Consider the following 16,084-nt stretch of genomic DNA (forward strand, 5'->3'; position numbering starts at 1 on the left):
TCGCCAGTGGAGCAGAAGGCTGCGCATCCGTTAACATGCCGCTCCTGTTTTGCCGATGCGTGCTGGAGACGGTCATGGAATTTCTGCTCTACCTGGCGCTCGGCGCCTGTGCGGGCGTGCTCGCCGGGCTGTTTGGCGTTGGCGGCGGGATCATCATCGTCCCGGTGCTGGTGTTCAGCTTCACTTTGCAGGGCTTCGATCAGTCGATTCTTACGCACTTGGCGGTAGGGACGTCGCTGGCGACGATCATCTTCACCTCGGTCAACGCCGTGCGTGAACATCACCGCCGTGGCGCGGTGCGCTGGGCGATTTTTCGCTGGATGACTGTGGGCATTCTGCTCGGTGCCGGTTTCGGGGCGCTGACCGCAGAAGCCATCTCCGGGCCGAACCTGCAAAAGATCATCGGCGTGTTCGCTCTGGTGATCGCCGTGCAGTTGGCGCTGGATGTCAAACCCAAGGCCAGCCGAACGGTGCCGGGCCAACTCGGTCTGACCGCTGCCGGTACGGTGATTGGCTGGGCCTCGGCGATTTTCGGTATTGGCGGCGGCTCGCTGACCGTGCCGTTTCTGACCTGGCGCAGCGTGCCGATGCAGCAGGCGGTGGCGACCTCGTCGGCGTGTGGCTTGCCGATTGCTCTGGCCAGTGCAGCAAGTTTCATGATTCTGGGGTGGCACGATCCGTTGTTGCCGGCCCATAGTCTCGGTTTTGTGTATTTGCCGGCATTGTTGGGCATCGCCCTGACCAGCATGGTGTTCGCTCGGCTCGGTGCGCGTTTGGCACACAGGTTGTCGCCGCGCTTGCTGAAAAGGCTGTTCGCCGCTTTGCTGTTCTGCGTGGGTTTGAGCTTTCTGCTCTGACCGCGTGGCAATCCTGGCTTAATCCTGAGGTGGCAGCGTCGCCCGGGAATTTCGCTTTCAACTCTAACAAGGAGTCGCAATGCTGCCTTACCCGCAGATCGACCCGGTGGCCCTGGCCATCGGTCCGCTGAAAATCCACTGGTACGGTCTGATGTACCTGATCGGCATCGGCGGCGCGTGGCTGTTGGCGTCGCGCCGGCTCAACCGCTTCGACCCGACCTGGACCAAGGAGAAACTCTCCGATCTGGTGTTCTGGCTATCGATGGGCGTGATCGTCGGCGGCCGTCTGGGTTATGTGCTGTTCTATGACCTGAGCGCGTACCTGGCCAACCCGACGCTGATTTTCGAAGTGTGGAAGGGCGGCATGTCGTTCCACGGCGGATTCATCGGCGTGATGCTCGCGGCCTTGTGGTTCGGCAAGCGCAATGGCAAGTCGTTCTTCCAGCTGATGGACTTCGTCGCGCCGATGGTGCCGATCGGTCTGGGCGCCGGGCGCATCGGTAACTTCATCAACGCCGAGTTGTGGGGCAAGGCCACCGACGTGCCGTGGGCCATGGTGTTTCCGCCGTTCAGCGATCCGGCGCAACTGCCGCGTCACCCGTCGCAGCTGTATCAGTTCGCCCTCGAAGGCGTGGCGCTGTTCCTGATCCTGTGGATCTTCTCGCGCAAACCGCGCCCGACCATGGCGGTCTCCGGCATGTTCGCGCTGTTCTACGGTATCTTCCGTTTCATCGTCGAGTTCGTCCGCGTGCCTGATGCGCAGTTGGGCTATCTGGCGTGGAACTGGCTGACCATGGGTCAGGTGCTCTGCGTGCCGATGATTGTCGGCGGGCTGTTGCTGATCTGGCTGGCCTATCGTCGCGCCCCGGCAGCACCGCTCGCGCCGACGGCTTAAACTACGAACCCCGGCGCGCGACGCCGGGGCTCAAAGGACACAGGTAACTCATGAAGCAATATCTCGAACTGGTCTCGCACGTCATTCAGAACGGCACCAAGCAGGCCAACCGCACCGGTATCAATACCATCAGTTTCCCGGGGGCGATGCTGCGTTTCGATCTGCAGGAAGGTTTCCCGGCGATCACCACGCGCAAAATGGCTTTCAAATCGGCCATCGGCGAGATGTGCGGCTTTCTGCGTGGCGTGAACAACGCCGCTGAATTCCGCGCGCTGGGCTGCAAGGTCTGGGACCAGAACGCCAACGAAAACGGGCAGTGGCTGGCCAACCCGTTCCGTCAGGGCGACGACGACCTCGGTGAAATCTACGGCGTGCAATGGCGCAAATGGCCGGCGTACAAGCAGATCCCGCTGAGCAACACCGCCGCCATTGAACAAACCCTGGCCAACGGCTACAAGCAGATCGCTCAGGGCGAAGAAGACGGCCAGGCCTACGTCGTGCTGTACAAGGCGATCGATCAGGTGCGCCAGTGCGTCGACACGATCATCAAGGATCCGGGCAGCCGGCGCATTCTGTTCCACGGCTGGAACGTCGCCCAGCTCGATGAAATGGCCCTGCCGCCATGCCATCTGCTGTACCAGTTCCACCCGAACGTCGAGACCAAGGAAATCTCCCTGACTCTCTACATCCGCTCCAACGATCTGGGCCTGGGCACGCCGTTCAACCTCACCGAGGGCGCCGCGCTGCTGAGCCTGATCGGTCGCCTGACCGGCTACACGCCGCGCTGGTTCACCTATTTCATCGGCGATGCGCACGTCTACGAGAACCACCTGGACATGCTCAACGAACAGCTCAAGCGCGAGCCGTTTGCCATGCCGAAACTGAAGATCTCTGATCGCGTGCCGGAGTTTGCCAAGACTGGTGTGTATCAGCCGGAGTGGCTGGAATTGGTCGAGCCGAGCGATTTCTCGCTGGAAGGTTACGAGCACCATGCGCCGATGACCGCGCCGATGGCGGTCTAGTCACCATTGATCGTTCCCACGCTCCGCGTGGGAATGAATCCCATGACGCTCTGCGTCACTTTGGACGCGGAGCGTCCATGGCGGCATTCCCACGCGGAGCGTGGGAACGAGCTTCGCCCGTCAGTGGCCGTGGCTGCGGCCCACATGGGAGTGTTCAACTTCGGTTGCAACAACCCCGCCGCTCACTTCCAGCCGCTGCAAGATCCCGCATTGATCCGCCTCCGGCCCTTCGCCACAGCGTTGGCGCAGGTCGAGCAGTTGTGTCTGCAACGCCAATAACCCATCAATTCGCGCCTTCACGTGCTGAATATGTTCGTCGATCAGCGCATTGACGCTCTCGCACTGATCCTGCGGGCTGTCGCGCAGGGCGAGGAGGCTGCGGATTTCTTCGAGGGTCATGTCGAGGGTGCGGCAGTTGCGGATGAAGGTCAGGCGTTCGGCGTGGGCTTGAGTGTAGACGCGGTAGTTGCCATCGCTGCGCGCCGGTTCCGGCAGGAGGTTTTCGCGCTCGTAGTAGCGGATGGTTTCAACCGCACAGTCGGTGAGTTTCGCCAGTTCGCCGATCTTCATGACCGCCATCTCCAAAAGGGTGCTTGACCCTATAGTGGCTACAGGGTCTTTACTTGGCAACAGGCACCTTCATGGACGCGACCAATGAGCGATTCCCTGCACACCCACAAGCCCGGCGACGGCCACGATCACAGTCATAAATTGCAGCCGGTGCATAAACATTCGCACGGCGGCGATTCCTGCTGCTCGTCGAAAGCCGCAGCGCCTGCCTTGGTGCAACTGAGCGAAAAGACCAGCGATGATGCGCGCCTGAGCAGCTTCCGCATCGAGGCGATGGACTGCCCGACCGAGCAGACGCTGATCCAGAACAAACTGGGCAAACTGGCCGGCGTGCAGCAGCTGGAATTCAACCTGATCAACCGCGTGCTTGGAGTGACCCATAATCTGCCGGGCACCGAGCCGATTACCGAGGCGATCAAATCCCTCGGCATGCACGCCGAGCCGCTCGAGGCGGGTGTCGACGCGCCGGCCCCGGCTGCGGTGAAAAAACACTGGTGGCCACTGGCGCTGTCCGGCGTGACCGCGCTGGGCGCCGAAGTCATCCACTTCACCAGCGCTGCCCCCGACTGGGTGGTGGCGATTGTTGCGCTGGTGTCGATCCTCAGCGGCGGCCTCGGCACCTACAAAAAGGGCTGGATTGCCCTGAAGAACCGCAACCTCAACATCAATGCGCTGATGAGCATCGCCGTAACCGGCGCGATCCTCATCGGCCAGTGGCCGGAAGCGGCGATGGTGATGTTCCTCTTCACCGTCGCCGAGCTGATCGAAGCACGCTCGCTGGATCGTGCACGCAACGCGATCAGCGGCTTGATGCAGATGACGCCGGAGCAGGCGACGGTCTTGCAGGCTGACGGCAACTGGCGCGAACAAGAGGTGAAAAGCGTCGATCTCGGCGCCCGCGTGCGGGTGAAACCCGGCGAACGCATCGCCCTGGACGGCGCGGTGGTCAGCGGCAGCTCGACCATTGACCAGGCGCCGATCACCGGTGAAAGCCTGCCGGTGGAAAAAACTGTCGGCGATAAAGTCTTCGCTGGCACCATCAATCAGGCCGGCTCGCTGGAATACACGGTCACCGCTGCGGCGAACAACTCGACCCTGGCGCGAATCATTCACGCCGTCGAACAGGCCCAGGGCGCGCGGGCACCGACGCAGCGTTTCGTTGATCAATTCTCGAAAATCTACACCCCGGCGGTGTTCGTCTTCGCCTTGGCCGTGGCGATCATCCCGCCATTGTTCATGGGCGCGGCATGGTTCGACTGGATCTACCGGGCGCTGGTGTTGCTGGTGGTTGCCTGCCCGTGCGCACTGGTGATTTCCACCCCGGTGACCATCGTCAGTGGCCTCGCGGCGGCGGCGCGCAAGGGCATTCTGGTCAAGGGCGGCGTGTATCTGGAAGGCGGTTTCAAGCTCGATTATCTGGCGCTGGACAAGACCGGCACGATCACCCACGGCAAACCGGTGCAGACCGATTACCTGTCGCTCGATCCGACAGCCGATGCCAGCGCGCCGGCCATCGCTGCCGCGCTGGCCGGGCGCTCCGATCATCCGGTGTCGTTGGCCATCGCCAACGCCGCTGTGGATAAAGATTTCGCCGCGCTGACTGTGGATAACTTTGCGGCGCTGGGCGGGCGGGGCGTCAAAGGCGACATCAACGGCCAGACTTATCACTTGGGCAACCATCGTCTGGCCGAAGAGCTTGGCCTGTGCTCACCGCAGCTGGAAGAGAAGCTGTTCGCGCTGGAAAAGCAGGGCAAATCCGTGGTGTTGCTGCTCGACAAATCAGGCCCGCTGGCGCTGTTCGCCGTGGCCGACACGGTCAAGGAAACCAGCCGCGAAGCGATTCGTCAGTTGCATGAACTCGGGGTGAAAACCCTGATGCTGACCGGCGACAACGTCCACACCGCGCAAGCGATTGCCGCCCAGGTCGGGATCGACGAGGCGCGCGGCGATTTGCTGCCGACCGACAAGCTGCAAGCCATCGAAGATCTGTACAAGCAGGGCCACCGGGTCGGTATGGTCGGCGATGGCATCAACGACGCCCCGGCACTGGCCCGCGCCGAGATCGGGTTCGCCATGGCCGCCGCCGGCACCGACACCGCGATTGAAACCGCCGATGTCGCCCTGATGGACGACGATCTGCGCAAGATCCCCGCGTTCATCAGTTTGTCGCGCGACACCGCGAGCATCCTGAAACAGAACATTGCCTTGGCGCTGGTGATCAAGGCGATCTTTCTTGCGGTAACCTTCGCCGGGCTCGCCACCATGTGGATGGCGGTGTTTGCCGATATGGGCGTGAGCCTGCTGGTGGTGTTCAACGGTTTGCGCCTGCTGCGCAAATAAACGTGAGGGATGGTTGTGCTGAGTGCCGAGCTGAAAGCGTTTTACATGGTGGCCCGCCTGGGCAGCATCACGCTGGCGGCGAAAAAACTCGGCCTCAGCCAACCGACCGTGACCACGCAGATCCGCAATCTGGAAAGTCAGTACTCGGTGGAGTTGTTCTACCGTGGCGGCCGCCGACTGAGCGTCAGCGACGAAGGCGCGCGCTTGCTGCCGATGGTCAAGACCCTGTTGCAGCAAGAGGCTGACATCGAGTTTTTCCTGCGCAACAGTGGGCAGGTCCAAGGCACGCTGCGCATTGCCGCGACGGCGCCGTATTACATCCTCGATCTGGTGAAGACCTTCCGCGAGCGTTTGCCGCAGGTGGAAGTGTCGGTGGAGATCGGCAACTCGCAGCAGGTGCTTGAGGCTCTGGAGGATTACCGTGTTGATGTCGCCGCATCGTCCCAGTTGCTTGATGACACGCGGTTGATTCGCCGGGTACTCGGCACCGATCCGCTGGTGCTGGCGGTGCATCGCAATCATCCGTTGGCGGCGCAGGAACATGTGACGCTGAATGCGCTGGCCGGGCATACGTTGTTGATGCGCGAGCCGGGTTCGACTACTCGGCGCTTGACCGAAGAGTTGCTGGCCAGCGCCGGGGTCAGTTTCGGGCCGTTGCTGGAGATCGGCAGCCGTGAGTCGATTCGTGAAGCCGTGCTGCGCAATATCGGTATCAGCATCATTGCGCGGCAGGAGGTGCCGCATGATCCGCAGTTGCGCGTGCTGACCATCGAGAATGCGCCGCAGATTCCGGAGTATCTGTATTGCCTGAAGGAAAGAAAGGGCGCGCGGTTGCCGGCGGCGTTTCTTGGCCTGGCCCAAGAGATGTCTCCTGCGTAATGATCGTTCCCACGCTCCGCGTGGGAATGCAGCCCGGGACGCTCTGCGTCCCAAAAGCCGAACGCGGAGCGTCCGATGAGGCATTCCCACGCAGAGCGTGGGAACGATCTGCAGTGAACCAAAATCCCCGAATACCACTATCAGCCGTTTTTGCCTCGTTGCCACATGACGGACGCATTACAACTCTAGGATTGGCCTCATCCGTTTGCTGAGGTCCGTCCATGAATCCTGCCATCGCAACTGCCCTGACCAACCCCGGCGCGCCGATGAAAGTGCGCGGCGTGCACAAGCGTTTCGGTGCGTTCACTGCGCTGGACAACGTCTCCCTCGATGTCGCCGCCGGCGAACTGGTGTGCCTCCTCGGCCCGTCGGGCTGTGGCAAGACCACGCTGCTGCGCTGCATTGCCGGGCTGGAGCAGCAGGACAGCGGCGAGCTGTATCTGGGCGATCGCGATGTCTCGCATCTTGCCCCGCAAGCGCGGGATTACGGAATTCTGTTCCAGTCCTACGCGTTGTTTCCCAATCTGACCGTCGAGGCGAACATTGCCTACGGCCTCGCCGGCAGCGGGCGCGATGAAGTACGCCGGCGTGTCGGTCAGATGCTGGAACTGGTCGGCCTCAGCGGCAGTGAGAAAAAGTATCCAGGCCAATTGTCCGGCGGTCAGCAACAGCGAGTAGCGCTCGCTCGCGCATTGGCGCCGGCGCCGTCGCTGCTGTTGCTCGACGAACCGATGTCGGCCCTCGACGCGCGGGTGCGCGAGCACTTGTGCACCGAGCTGCGTCAGCTGCAACGCAACCTCGGCATCACCACGCTGATGGTCACGCACAATCAGGACGAAGCGATGCTGATGGCCGATCGCATCGCGGTGATGAACAACGGCCGCGTCGAGCAGTACGCCACGCCGCAGGAAATCTACAACCGCCCGGCCACGCCGTTCGTGGCCGAGTTTGTCGGCCAGGGCAACTGGCTGCCGTTTCAGCGCAGCAGCGACAGTCACGCCCAGGTCGGCGGGATGAATCTGCGCCTGGCCGAGGGCAGCGTGCACGGCGCTTCGGGTCGACTGTTCTGCCGCCCGGAGGCGATCAACGTTAATCCGCTGGTGCACGAAGAGAACCTGTTCCCGGCCAGGGTTCGCGAAATCACTTTCCTCGGCAACCGCTGCCGGATGAGCTTCGAACTCGATCAACTGCCGGGCCATGCGCTGCTCGCCGAACTCGCGCCAGAAGCCATGCCGCGCCTCGGCGCCCAGCAGATCATGGTCGCCTTGCCGCCGCGCAGTTTGCAGGTGTTCGCCTGATGAACAGCAACCTCGCGCTGCCGCTACCGCACAAGCAGGTGCGACAGTCCTCGAAAGCCGAGATCGGCGATCGCCTGTTCGTGCTCGGCGGCAAAATCCTCCTGCTGGTGTTGCTCGGTCTCGCGGTGCTGCTGCCGTTGCTGGCGATCTTCTGGCGCGGTTTCAGCAATGACGCCGGGCAGGGCGGTGGCTGGCTCGCCGCGAAAGAGTTGGTGACCAGTGCCAATTTCCACTGGCTGCTCGGCAACAGCCTGAAAGTGTCCCTCAGCGTTGCGGCCATTGTCGTACCGCTGGCCTACCTGTTTGCCTACGCACTGCAACGCACGCTGATTCCGGGCAAAGGCATCTGGCGCGGGATCTCGCTGCTGCCGCTGATGGCGCCGTCAATGCTGCCGGGCATTGCGCTGGTCTATCTGTTCGGCAACCAGGGCATGTTGCGTGCGCTGCTGTCGGACAATATCTATGGGTTCTGGGGCATTGTGCTGGGCGAGGTGATCTACACCTTTCCCCATGCGCTGATGATTTTGCTCTCGGCATTGTCGCTGGCCGATGCGCGGCTTTTCGATGCCGCATCGAGCATGGGCGCCAGTCCGGCCAAGGCGTTTCGCAGCATCACTTGGCCGGCGACCCGCCAGGCGGTGTTCGCCGCGTTCTGTCTGGTGTTCACCCTGACCATCACCGATTTCGGTGTGCCGGTGGTGGTCGGTGGCGACTATCAAGTGTTGGCGCTGGAAGCCTACAAAGCCGTGGTCGGCCAGCAGCAATTCGGTCGCGGCGCGTTGATCGGCATGGTGCTGCTGCTGCCGGCGCTGTTCAGTTTCGGTGTCGATGCGTGGTTGCGTCGCCGCCATGGCGACTCGATGAGCGGGCGCGCGCAGGTGTTTAAACCGCTGCCGTCCAGGCTGCGTGACGGCTGCTATCTGGCGATCGTTTTGCTGATTTGCGCCGCGCTGCTGCTGGTGTTCGGCATGGCGGTGTTCTCGTCGCTGGTGAAATTCTGGCCGTACAACCTGTCGCTGTCGCTCAACCACTATCAGTTCAACGAAACCGCCGGCGGTGGCTGGCTCGCTTACGGCAACAGTCTGAAAATGGCGCTGGGCACCGCGCTGATTGGCAGCGTGCTGATTTTCACTGGCGCCTATCTGATGGAGAAAACCCGCACTCAGCGCGGGCTGAACCTGGCTTTGCGCATGCTCAGCTTCGTGCCGATGGCGGTGCCGGGATTAGTGCTGGGTCTCGGCTATGTCTTCTTCTTCAACCTCAGCGGCAATCCGCTGCACGTGCTGTACGGGACGATGACGCTGCTGATCGTCTGCACCATTGCGCACTACCTGACCACCGCACAAATGACCGCGACCACCGCGCTACGCCAGCTCGATGCTGAGTTCGAGGCTGCGGCGCTGTCGCTGAAGGCGCCGCTGTACCGGCATTACCTGCGCGTGACTGTGCCGATCTGCCTGCCGGCGCTGCTGGACATCGTGCGCTACCTGTTCGTCTCGGCAATGACCACGGTTTCCGCCGCGATCTTCCTCTACAGCCCCGACACCATCCTCGCGGCGGTGGCGGTGCTGAACATGGACGATGCCGGCAACGTGGGCGGCGCGGCGGCGATGTCGACCCTGATTCTGTTCACCTCGGCCGGCGTGTCGCTGCTGCTGGCGTGGGCTTCGCGCGGCCTGTTGCGCCGTTCCCAGGCCTGGCGGCAAACCGCGCCCGGTCACTGATTGCAAACCCGATCAACTCATCTACAGGAAAACGCTCATGTTCAAGCCTATGGCCCTGGCCGCTGCTGTGCTCGCGACTTTCAGCCTGAATGCCTTCGCGGCAAAAACCGAGTTGACGGTGTACACCGCACTCGAAGCCGAACAGCTGAAGTCCTACAAGGACGCTTTCGAAAAGGCCAACCCGGACGTCGAGATCAAATGGGTGCGCGATTCCACCGGGATCATCACCGCCAAACTGCTCGCCGAAAAAGCGCGGCCGCAGGCTGACGCGGTGTGGGGCCTGGCCGCGTCGAGCCTGGCGATTCTCGACCAGCAAGGCATGCTGCAAAGCTATGCACCGAAGGATCTCGGCAAGATCGGCGCGAACTACCGCGACGCCGCCAACCCGCCAGCCTGGGTCGGCATGGACGTGTGGGCCGCGACCATTTGCTTCAACACTGTCGAAGCCGAGAAGCAGGGGCTGAGCAAACCGGTCAGTTGGCAGGATCTGACCAAGCCTGAGTACAAGGGCAAGATCGTCATGCCCAACCCGGCGTCGTCCGGCACTGGTTTCCTCGACGTCAGCGCCTGGCTGCAAACCTTCGGCGAGAAGCAGGGCTGGGCGTATATGGACGGCCTGCACCAAAACATCGGCCAGTACGTCCACTCCGGTTCCAAGCCGTGCAAGCTGGCGGCGGCGGGGGAGTTTCCGATCGGGATTTCCTTTGAATACCCGGCGGTGCAGCTGAAGCGCCAGGGCGCGCCGCTGGACATCATCCTGCCGAAGGAAGGTCTGGGCTGGGAGATCGAAGCGACGGCGGTGATCAAAGGCACACCGCATGAAGAAGCGGCGAAGAAACTCGCCGACTTCTCCGCCAGCGCCGAGGCGATGGATCTGTACAAAGAGAACTTCGCCGTGCTCGCCCAGCCGGGGATCGCCAAGCCGCAGACCGAATTGCCGGCCGACTATGAGCAGCGTCTGATCAAGAACGACTTTGCCTGGGCCTCGAAGAATCGCGACGAGATCCTGGCTGAATGGCGCAAGCGGTATGACGGCAAGTCCGAAAAAGTTGTCGCCAAGTAACCGGTGCCGATCGTTCCCACGCTCTGCGTGGGAATGAATCCCGTGACGCTCTGCGTCACAAAGGACGCGGAGCGTCCCTGGCTGCATTCCTTTGCTCCGCGTGGGAACGATCATTGAGGTGGCTTCATGACACAACCCAAAGACCTGCTCATCATCGGCGCCGGCATCCTCGGTTTGTCCCACGCCTATGCCGCTGCAAAACGCGGCCTGAAAGTCGCGGTATTCGAACGCACCGCCACGCCCCTCGGCGCTTCGGTGCGCAACTTCGGCCAGGCGCTGGTCACCGGTCAGTCGCCCGGCATCATGCTCGAACTGGCCAAGGCCAGTCGCGAGATCTGGGGCGACTGGGCGCAACTTGCCGGCCTGCAGGTCAAGCGCAACGGCTCATACCTGTTCGCCCGCAGCGAGGCCGAAGAACACCTGCTCGAAGCCTTTTGCGCCGGCCGCGCGATCGAGCACGGCTACAACGTCGAGCTGCTGCGCGGCGCGGCGTTGCGTGATCTGTATGGCAGCCAGTTCAGCCATCACCGCGCCGCGCTGCACGGTATCGATGATCAGCAGCTGTACTCGCGCGAGGCGATTCCGGCGCTGATCGACTACTTGCGCCGTGACCTCGGCGTCGAGTTTCACTTTTCCACACTGGTGCGCGACGTCGAACCGGGGCGTCTGCACAGCACCGCTGGCAGTTTTACCGGCAAGCAGATCATCGTCTGCTCCGGCCACGATTATCAGACCCTGCTGGCCGAGCCGATTGCCGTGCTCAATCCGCAGATCTGTCGTTTGCAAATGCTCCGCGCCAGACCAAGCATCGAGTTGAACCTGCAACACGCCGTGCTCACCGGCCTGAGCTGCGTGCACTACGGCGCCTTCGCCGATTTGCCGCAAGCCGCAGCGGTGCAGGCGCAGATCCTCCGTGAACAACCGCACCTGCACGCCAACGGCATTCACCTGCTGATCAGCCCGACGCCGTATGGCGAGCTGATCATCGGCGATTCGCATCATTACGGCAGCGATGCGTCACCGTTCAACGCCGAACAGGTCGACAACTGGATGCTCGAACTCGCCGAGCAGACGCTGGGCTGCAAGGTGCAAGTGGTCGAACGCTGGCAGGGCTTCTATGGTGCTCGGGGGCCAGGGCCGTTTTCATTCCTGCGCCCGGCACCGGGCCTGAGCGTGGCGCTGATGCACACCGGCGTCGGCATGAGCGTCGGCCCGGCGCTGGCCGAACGCAACATCGCGCAGTTACTGGAGGAGGCATGAATCAAGAACAGGTGATCGCCCGGGTGTTCGGCCTGTATGAACGCTTCGGCGCCAGCGATTACATCGGCGAACCGGTGTCGCAGCTCGAGCACATGTCCCAGGCCGCAGAACTGGCCATGGCTGAAGGCTGTGACGATGAAGTGGTGCTGGCGGCGTTCTTTCATGACATCGGCCATTTGTGTGCCGAGGGCGCGGAAAACATGGGCGGTTATGGCGTGGTCAGCCATGAACGGCTCGGTGCCGATTATCTGCGTGAGGCAGGTTTCAGCGAACGGCTGGCGCGACTGGTGGAATATCACGTCCAGGCCAAACGCTATCTGACCTTGCGCGAGCCGGGCTATTACGCGCGGTTGAGTGAGGCGAGTCGCAGGACGCTGGAATATCAGGGCGGGGTGATGAGCGCGGCTGAGGCGGATGCGTTCGAGGCTGATCCGTTGTGTGCGCTGAGTTTGCGCATGCGGCGCTGGGATGAGTTGGCGAAGGAGGTTGCAGTGCCGCTGGTGGATCTGAGTGTGTTAAAGCGCAAGGCTGAGAAATTGTTGTCGGCTGAGTGATTGCAGCCCTCACCCCAGCCCTCTCCCGGAGGGAGAGGGCGCTGATCTCCATGCTTTTCAAACCTGAGTTCGACTGGATATCTCAGGTCGGTGTATGACCCAAGAGCAGCACAGTCGGCCCCCTCTCCCTCCGGGAGAGGGCTGGGGTGAGGGGGTAGCGATCTAAAGCTCAAGCACCCGATCAACCAACGCCTCAACCTGCTCCTGCCTTTCCGCCTGATTCAACTTCGCCTGCGGATTGAGCGACGACCACTGCGGATGCGCGCGCGCCTTGTTCAGCGCTTCCGGCAACTTGCCTTCGCGCCAGGTCTTGTCCAGAGGCGTGGCCACCTGAATGCTGTCCATCGCCGCATGCCCACGCTGATCCAGCGCCAGCAACAACTGGCGCTGGCGCAACGCCAACAGGCGCAGCACGGCGTCATCCACCGTCAATTCCCGCTGGCCTTTGATCTTGCCGAGCAGGCGACTGCCATAACTGCGCGCGGTTTGCAGTGCGCCACCGGCAATCGCGCCGGCCAATGCTGCTGCGCCGAGAGTAATCCCGCCGACCAGCAAATCCACGCCAGCCCCGGCCGCTGCACCGGCAGCAATGCCGCCGCCGACGCGCACGCCCAGTTGCTTCAGGGTTTCCGGGTTGAACAGATCATCGCCCCAGCGCCCGTCGAGCAACGGCAAGTCACTGGCCGCCGCGTCCTGCGGGCGAAACGCGTAGAGCTTGAGCAGCGCCTCAACGCACTTCTGCTCGCGCTCGCGCACGGCTTTACGCAGTTCGCTGATCGCCTGCTGCTCCTGCTCGGCTTCGCTGACCACACTGCGCCGGCACGCAGCGCAGTCGATCAGCAATTCGGCAATCAAGCGCGCGGCGCTTTGCTGACGGGCGAGGCGCTGCGCCTGCTGGTCGGCGATCAACCGCTCCAGTTGCGGCCGGGCGTTTTCCAATAGCAGGGCGAGGCTCTCGTACAAGCGCCGCTCGCCATCCTCGGGCGGTGCGACGCTGTCGAAACGTACCAGCGCATGCAGCCCCAACCGCGCCAGCGCCTCGCGCCAGTCGGGTTCGCGATGGTTGGCGCTGCTGACGAAATTCAGCACTGGCAGCAGCGGTTTGCCGCAACTGGCGAGCACTTCCAGTTCGTCGCGGTACTTGGCCAGCACCGGCTCGCGGGCGTCGATCACATACAGACCAGCGTCGGAAGCGAGCAATTGCCGCAGCACCTTGGCCTCCTGCTCGAAACGCTGGCGCGCCTCGCTGCCGTCGAGAAACCGCGCCAGTCGTGCCGGGCCGTCGAGGCGTTCGCCGGGGCGTTCCAGACGCTCGAGAAAATCCAGCAGGGCGATCGCATCTTCCAGCCCCGGCGTGTCGTACAGATCGAGCAACGGCTCGCCGTCCACCGACAACCGCGCGCCTTCGACATGTCGGGTGGTGCTCGGCCGGTGCGAGACTTCGCCGAAGCCGACATCGCGGGTCAGCGTGCGCAGCAGCGAGGTCTTGCCGACGTTGGTGTGGCCGACCACCGCGAGTTTCAGCGGGGCCTTGCGTGGATCAGTCATGTCCGCTCTCCAGCCAGTTCATCGGCGCGCAATCGGCAAACGGCAACTCCAACTGTTGCAGCGCCGCGTGCCAGTCACCCAGACGTTGCCCGTCCAGCGCTTCGCCAGGCGGCGCTTGCAGCAGCCAGATGCGAGTGGCTCCGGCGTTGCGCGCGAGTTCGGCGATCAATGCGAGGCTGCCGCGATCCGGCGAACGTCGCGGATCACAGGCGATGGCCAGCCGCGCCGGCGGGAAGCGACTGAGTTGTTCGAGCAGCTTGTGCCGCGATTCGCGGCTGTCGAGGATGCCCGCGTTGCTGACGTTTTTCGGCAGCACGGGTGGCCACGGACGCTGTTCTTCCAACTCGATCGCCACCAGCAGCGCGCCTTCACTGGCCAGTTCGCCGACGTTGCTTTCGACGCGATGCAGTTGCGCCGGCTCCGGGTCGTTGATGCCGAGGCGCTCGCTGGTTGGCATCAGCCTTTCACGCAGTTGCGCGTAGCCGGGCAGATTCAGATCCAGACGCAGCGTGGCTTTGCCGCTGTTCCAGCGCCACAGGCAGAACAGCGCGAGCAGCAGGCGCGGCAGCACGCCGTAGACCACCAGCACACCGACCAGCCACGTCGCCCAGGCCTGTCGCGCGCTTTCAATATCCAGTGCGCCGTCGCCGCTGGCGCGAATCATTTCCTCGGTCGGCACGTTGAAGCCGAGCAGCGACGGCAGATAGCCAAGGGCCTGAGTGACATGGATAAAGGTGTCGGCACCGAGGATCGTGGTTTCCCAGACAAAGCCGTAGCGCCGGGTGGCCATCAGCGTCAGCAGCAGGATCAGCGCGCTGAGCATTGCCAGCAGCCACAGGCCATTGACCAACGCGCCGAGTGCCCAGCGGTTGAGTTTCTTGCGTTGCAGCAGCAACAGCAGGGCCGGCGCCAGTTGCGCGGCTTTGGCATCGCGAGCGAATTTTTCGCTGAGCCACAGCCACAAGCGCCCGAGGGTGGCGCCGTGTTCGCCAGCGAAAATCAAGCCCAGCGCCCAGCTCAGCAGCAAAATCAGATTGATCCCGAGCAGACTGCCCAGCGCCCAGAACACATTCACCGGCGTCTGGCCAAGTGCGGCGAAAGCCAGACCGGCGCCGCTGAGCACGGCGAAAATCATCAACAGCACCAGCGCCAGACGCGCGCCTTGCAGCCAGTGCTTGAGGGCGGCGGTGAGCCCGTCACGCTCGGCCAGCCATAGCGCCCGGCGCGCAATGCGGCTCGGCAGATCGCCGCCAGCGGCGCGGGCCAGACGATTGGCTTCCAGATCGTCCAGCGGCCCCGCGTGTTCTTCGCGCAGGCGGATGGTTTCGGTGAGCCAGAGGTTTTGCAGTGGAGTCAGTTCAGTCACGCGGCGTCCCGTCGCTAAATCGAGCGCTGAGCATAACCGCTGTGGCGCTTATCGGGGTAAGCGCGGCTCTGGTATCCTCGCCGGCATGACTAAATCACTGCCCCTCAGCCTGATCGCAGCCCTCGGTGAAAACCGCGTGATCGGCGTCGACAACAGCATGCCCTGGCACTTGCCGGGGGACTTCAAATACTTCAAGGCGACCACGCTCGGCAAGCCGATCATCATGGGTCGCAAGACCTGGGATTCGCTCGGCCGGCCGCTGCCGGGGCGCTTGAACATCGTGGTCAGCCGCCAGACCGATCTGCAACTCGAAGGCGCCGAGGTCTATCCGTCGCTGGAAGCCGCCGTGGCCCGCGCCGAGGAATGGGCGAAAGCCCAAGGCGTTGATGAGCTGATGCTGATTGGCGGCGCGCAGTTGTATGCGCAGGGACTGGCGCATGCCGATCGGCTGTACCTGACCCGCGTGGCGCTGAGCCCGGAAGGGGATGCGTGGTTTCCAGAGTTTGATCTGAGCGAATGGAAGCTGGTGTCGAATGTTGAAAACCCGGCGGTTGAAGATAAACCCGCGTACAACTTCGAAGTCTGGGAGAAAAAGCAGCTTTAAGCCTCAAGCTGCAAGCTGCAAGTAAAAGCTGATTGGCTCTTGGCTCTTGGCTTGCAGCTTGCAGCTTGCAGCTTGCAGCTTGCAGCTTGCAGCTTGCAGCTTGC

Annotated in this window: 14 protein-coding genes; 11 read left to right on the forward strand and 3 right to left on the reverse strand. The window is 62.9% G+C overall.

The window, feature by feature from the left end:
* The first annotated feature begins 74 nt into the window (after window positions 1–74).
* From D8U60_RS14405 to D8U60_RS14415, 3 genes are all read left to right on the forward strand, one after another.
* A complete protein-coding gene (locus tag D8U60_RS14405; RefSeq protein ID WP_130900346.1) occupies window positions 75–857 on the forward strand; it encodes a sulfite exporter TauE/SafE family protein in 783 nt (260 codons plus the stop codon).
* A 79-nt stretch (window positions 858–936) separates the two neighbouring features.
* Entirely contained in the window at window positions 937–1,752 is an 816-nt protein-coding gene (gene lgt / locus D8U60_RS14410) for a prolipoprotein diacylglyceryl transferase (protein ID WP_016772683.1), read from the forward strand.
* A 50-nt stretch (window positions 1,753–1,802) separates the two neighbouring features.
* A complete protein-coding gene (locus D8U60_RS14415; RefSeq protein ID WP_130900347.1) occupies window positions 1,803–2,774 on the forward strand; it encodes a thymidylate synthase in 972 nt (323 codons plus the stop codon).
* Between the two features lie 120 nt (window positions 2,775–2,894).
* On the opposite strand, the gene cadR is transcribed toward D8U60_RS14415, so the two are convergent.
* The gene (gene cadR, locus D8U60_RS14420; RefSeq protein WP_016772685.1) at window positions 2,895–3,344 is read right to left on the reverse strand and encodes a Cd(II)/Pb(II)-responsive transcriptional regulator; all 450 of its coding nucleotides are present in this window, start codon (window positions 3,342–3,344) and stop codon (window positions 2,895–2,897) included.
* 84 nt (window positions 3,345–3,428) lie between these two features.
* Here cadR and D8U60_RS14425 point away from each other — a divergent pair, with 84 nt between their 5' ends.
* The 7 genes from D8U60_RS14425 to D8U60_RS14455 all read left to right on the forward strand — a co-directional run bounded on the left by D8U60_RS14425 (window position 3,429) and on the right by D8U60_RS14455 (window position 12,462).
* A complete protein-coding gene (locus tag D8U60_RS14425; protein WP_130900348.1) occupies window positions 3,429–5,684 on the forward strand; it encodes a heavy metal translocating P-type ATPase in 2,256 nt (751 codons plus the stop codon).
* 15 nt (window positions 5,685–5,699) lie between these two features.
* Entirely contained in the window at window positions 5,700–6,563 is an 864-nt protein-coding gene (locus D8U60_RS14430) for a LysR family transcriptional regulator (RefSeq protein WP_122698648.1), read from the forward strand.
* A gap of 221 nt (window positions 6,564–6,784) precedes the next feature.
* Window positions 6,785–7,861: a putative 2-aminoethylphosphonate ABC transporter ATP-binding protein gene (locus tag D8U60_RS14435; RefSeq protein WP_122748337.1), complete on the forward strand. Its 1,077-nt coding sequence runs from the start codon at window positions 6,785–6,787 to the stop codon at window positions 7,859–7,861.
* Window positions 7,861–9,585: a putative 2-aminoethylphosphonate ABC transporter permease subunit gene (locus D8U60_RS14440; protein ID WP_130900349.1), complete on the forward strand. Its 1,725-nt coding sequence runs from the start codon at window positions 7,861–7,863 to the stop codon at window positions 9,583–9,585. The genes D8U60_RS14435 and D8U60_RS14440 overlap by 1 nt, the downstream gene beginning before the upstream one ends.
* A gap of 37 nt (window positions 9,586–9,622) precedes the next feature.
* A complete protein-coding gene (locus D8U60_RS14445; RefSeq protein ID WP_130900350.1) occupies window positions 9,623–10,648 on the forward strand; it encodes a putative 2-aminoethylphosphonate ABC transporter substrate-binding protein in 1,026 nt (341 codons plus the stop codon).
* Between the two features lie 126 nt (window positions 10,649–10,774).
* Window positions 10,775–11,908 carry a TIGR03364 family FAD-dependent oxidoreductase gene (locus D8U60_RS14450; RefSeq protein ID WP_130900351.1) on the forward strand — a complete coding sequence of 378 codons (1,134 nt, stop codon included), beginning with the start codon at window positions 10,775–10,777 and terminating at the stop codon, window positions 11,906–11,908.
* Window positions 11,905–12,462, forward strand: coding sequence for a phosphonate degradation HD-domain oxygenase (locus D8U60_RS14455; RefSeq protein ID WP_073471013.1), 558 nt, complete (start codon window positions 11,905–11,907; stop codon window positions 12,460–12,462). The genes D8U60_RS14450 and D8U60_RS14455 overlap by 4 nt, the downstream gene beginning before the upstream one ends.
* 162 nt (window positions 12,463–12,624) lie before the next feature.
* On the opposite strand, the gene D8U60_RS14460 is transcribed toward D8U60_RS14455, so the two are convergent.
* Together D8U60_RS14460 and D8U60_RS14465 are read right to left on the reverse strand one after the other, a co-directional pair.
* On the reverse strand, window positions 12,625–14,010 hold the full coding sequence (locus D8U60_RS14460; RefSeq protein WP_130900352.1) for a GTPase/DUF3482 domain-containing protein: 1,386 nt from the start codon (window positions 14,008–14,010) through the stop codon (window positions 12,625–12,627).
* Window positions 14,003–15,376: a DUF2868 domain-containing protein gene (locus D8U60_RS14465; RefSeq protein ID WP_130900353.1), complete on the reverse strand. Its 1,374-nt coding sequence runs from the start codon at window positions 15,374–15,376 to the stop codon at window positions 14,003–14,005. Before D8U60_RS14465 ends, D8U60_RS14460 begins: the two co-directional genes overlap by 8 nt.
* An 85-nt stretch (window positions 15,377–15,461) precedes the next feature.
* On the opposite strand from D8U60_RS14465, the gene D8U60_RS14470 reads away from it, so the two are divergent.
* Entirely contained in the window at window positions 15,462–15,980 is a 519-nt protein-coding gene (locus tag D8U60_RS14470; RefSeq protein ID WP_122881797.1) for a dihydrofolate reductase, read from the forward strand.
* Window positions 15,981–16,084: the final 104 nt, after the last annotated feature.

Origin of the sequence: Pseudomonas sp. Sample_11 (genome assembly GCF_004307505.1) — a bacterium.
GTDB classification, from domain to species: domain Bacteria; phylum Pseudomonadota; class Gammaproteobacteria; order Pseudomonadales; family Pseudomonadaceae; genus Aquipseudomonas; species Aquipseudomonas atacamensis.

Excerpts from the sequence above, each read along its gene's own strand:
- D8U60_RS14405 (WP_130900346.1), top strand. The coding sequence starts at position 75 with ATGGAATTTCTGCTCTACCTGGCGCTCGGCGCCTGTGCGGGCGTGCTC.
- D8U60_RS14450 (WP_130900351.1), top strand. The coding sequence starts at position 10,775 with ATGACACAACCCAAAGACCTGCTCATCATCGGCGCCGGCATCCTCGGT.
- cadR (WP_016772685.1), bottom strand. The coding sequence starts at position 3,344 with ATGAAGATCGGCGAACTGGCGAAACTCACCGACTGTGCGGTTGAAACC.
- D8U60_RS14455 (WP_073471013.1), top strand. The coding sequence starts at position 11,905 with ATGAATCAAGAACAGGTGATCGCCCGGGTGTTCGGCCTGTATGAACGC.
- D8U60_RS14440 (WP_130900349.1), top strand. The coding sequence starts at position 7,861 with ATGAACAGCAACCTCGCGCTGCCGCTACCGCACAAGCAGGTGCGACAG.
- D8U60_RS14470 (WP_122881797.1), top strand. The coding sequence starts at position 15,462 with ATGACTAAATCACTGCCCCTCAGCCTGATCGCAGCCCTCGGTGAAAAC.
- D8U60_RS14460 (WP_130900352.1), bottom strand. The coding sequence starts at position 14,010 with ATGACTGATCCACGCAAGGCCCCGCTGAAACTCGCGGTGGTCGGCCAC.
- D8U60_RS14435 (WP_122748337.1), top strand. The coding sequence starts at position 6,785 with ATGAATCCTGCCATCGCAACTGCCCTGACCAACCCCGGCGCGCCGATG.
- lgt (WP_016772683.1), top strand. The coding sequence starts at position 937 with ATGCTGCCTTACCCGCAGATCGACCCGGTGGCCCTGGCCATCGGTCCG.
- D8U60_RS14425 (WP_130900348.1), top strand. The coding sequence starts at position 3,429 with ATGAGCGATTCCCTGCACACCCACAAGCCCGGCGACGGCCACGATCAC.
- D8U60_RS14415 (WP_130900347.1), top strand. The coding sequence starts at position 1,803 with ATGAAGCAATATCTCGAACTGGTCTCGCACGTCATTCAGAACGGCACC.
- D8U60_RS14445 (WP_130900350.1), top strand. The coding sequence starts at position 9,623 with ATGTTCAAGCCTATGGCCCTGGCCGCTGCTGTGCTCGCGACTTTCAGC.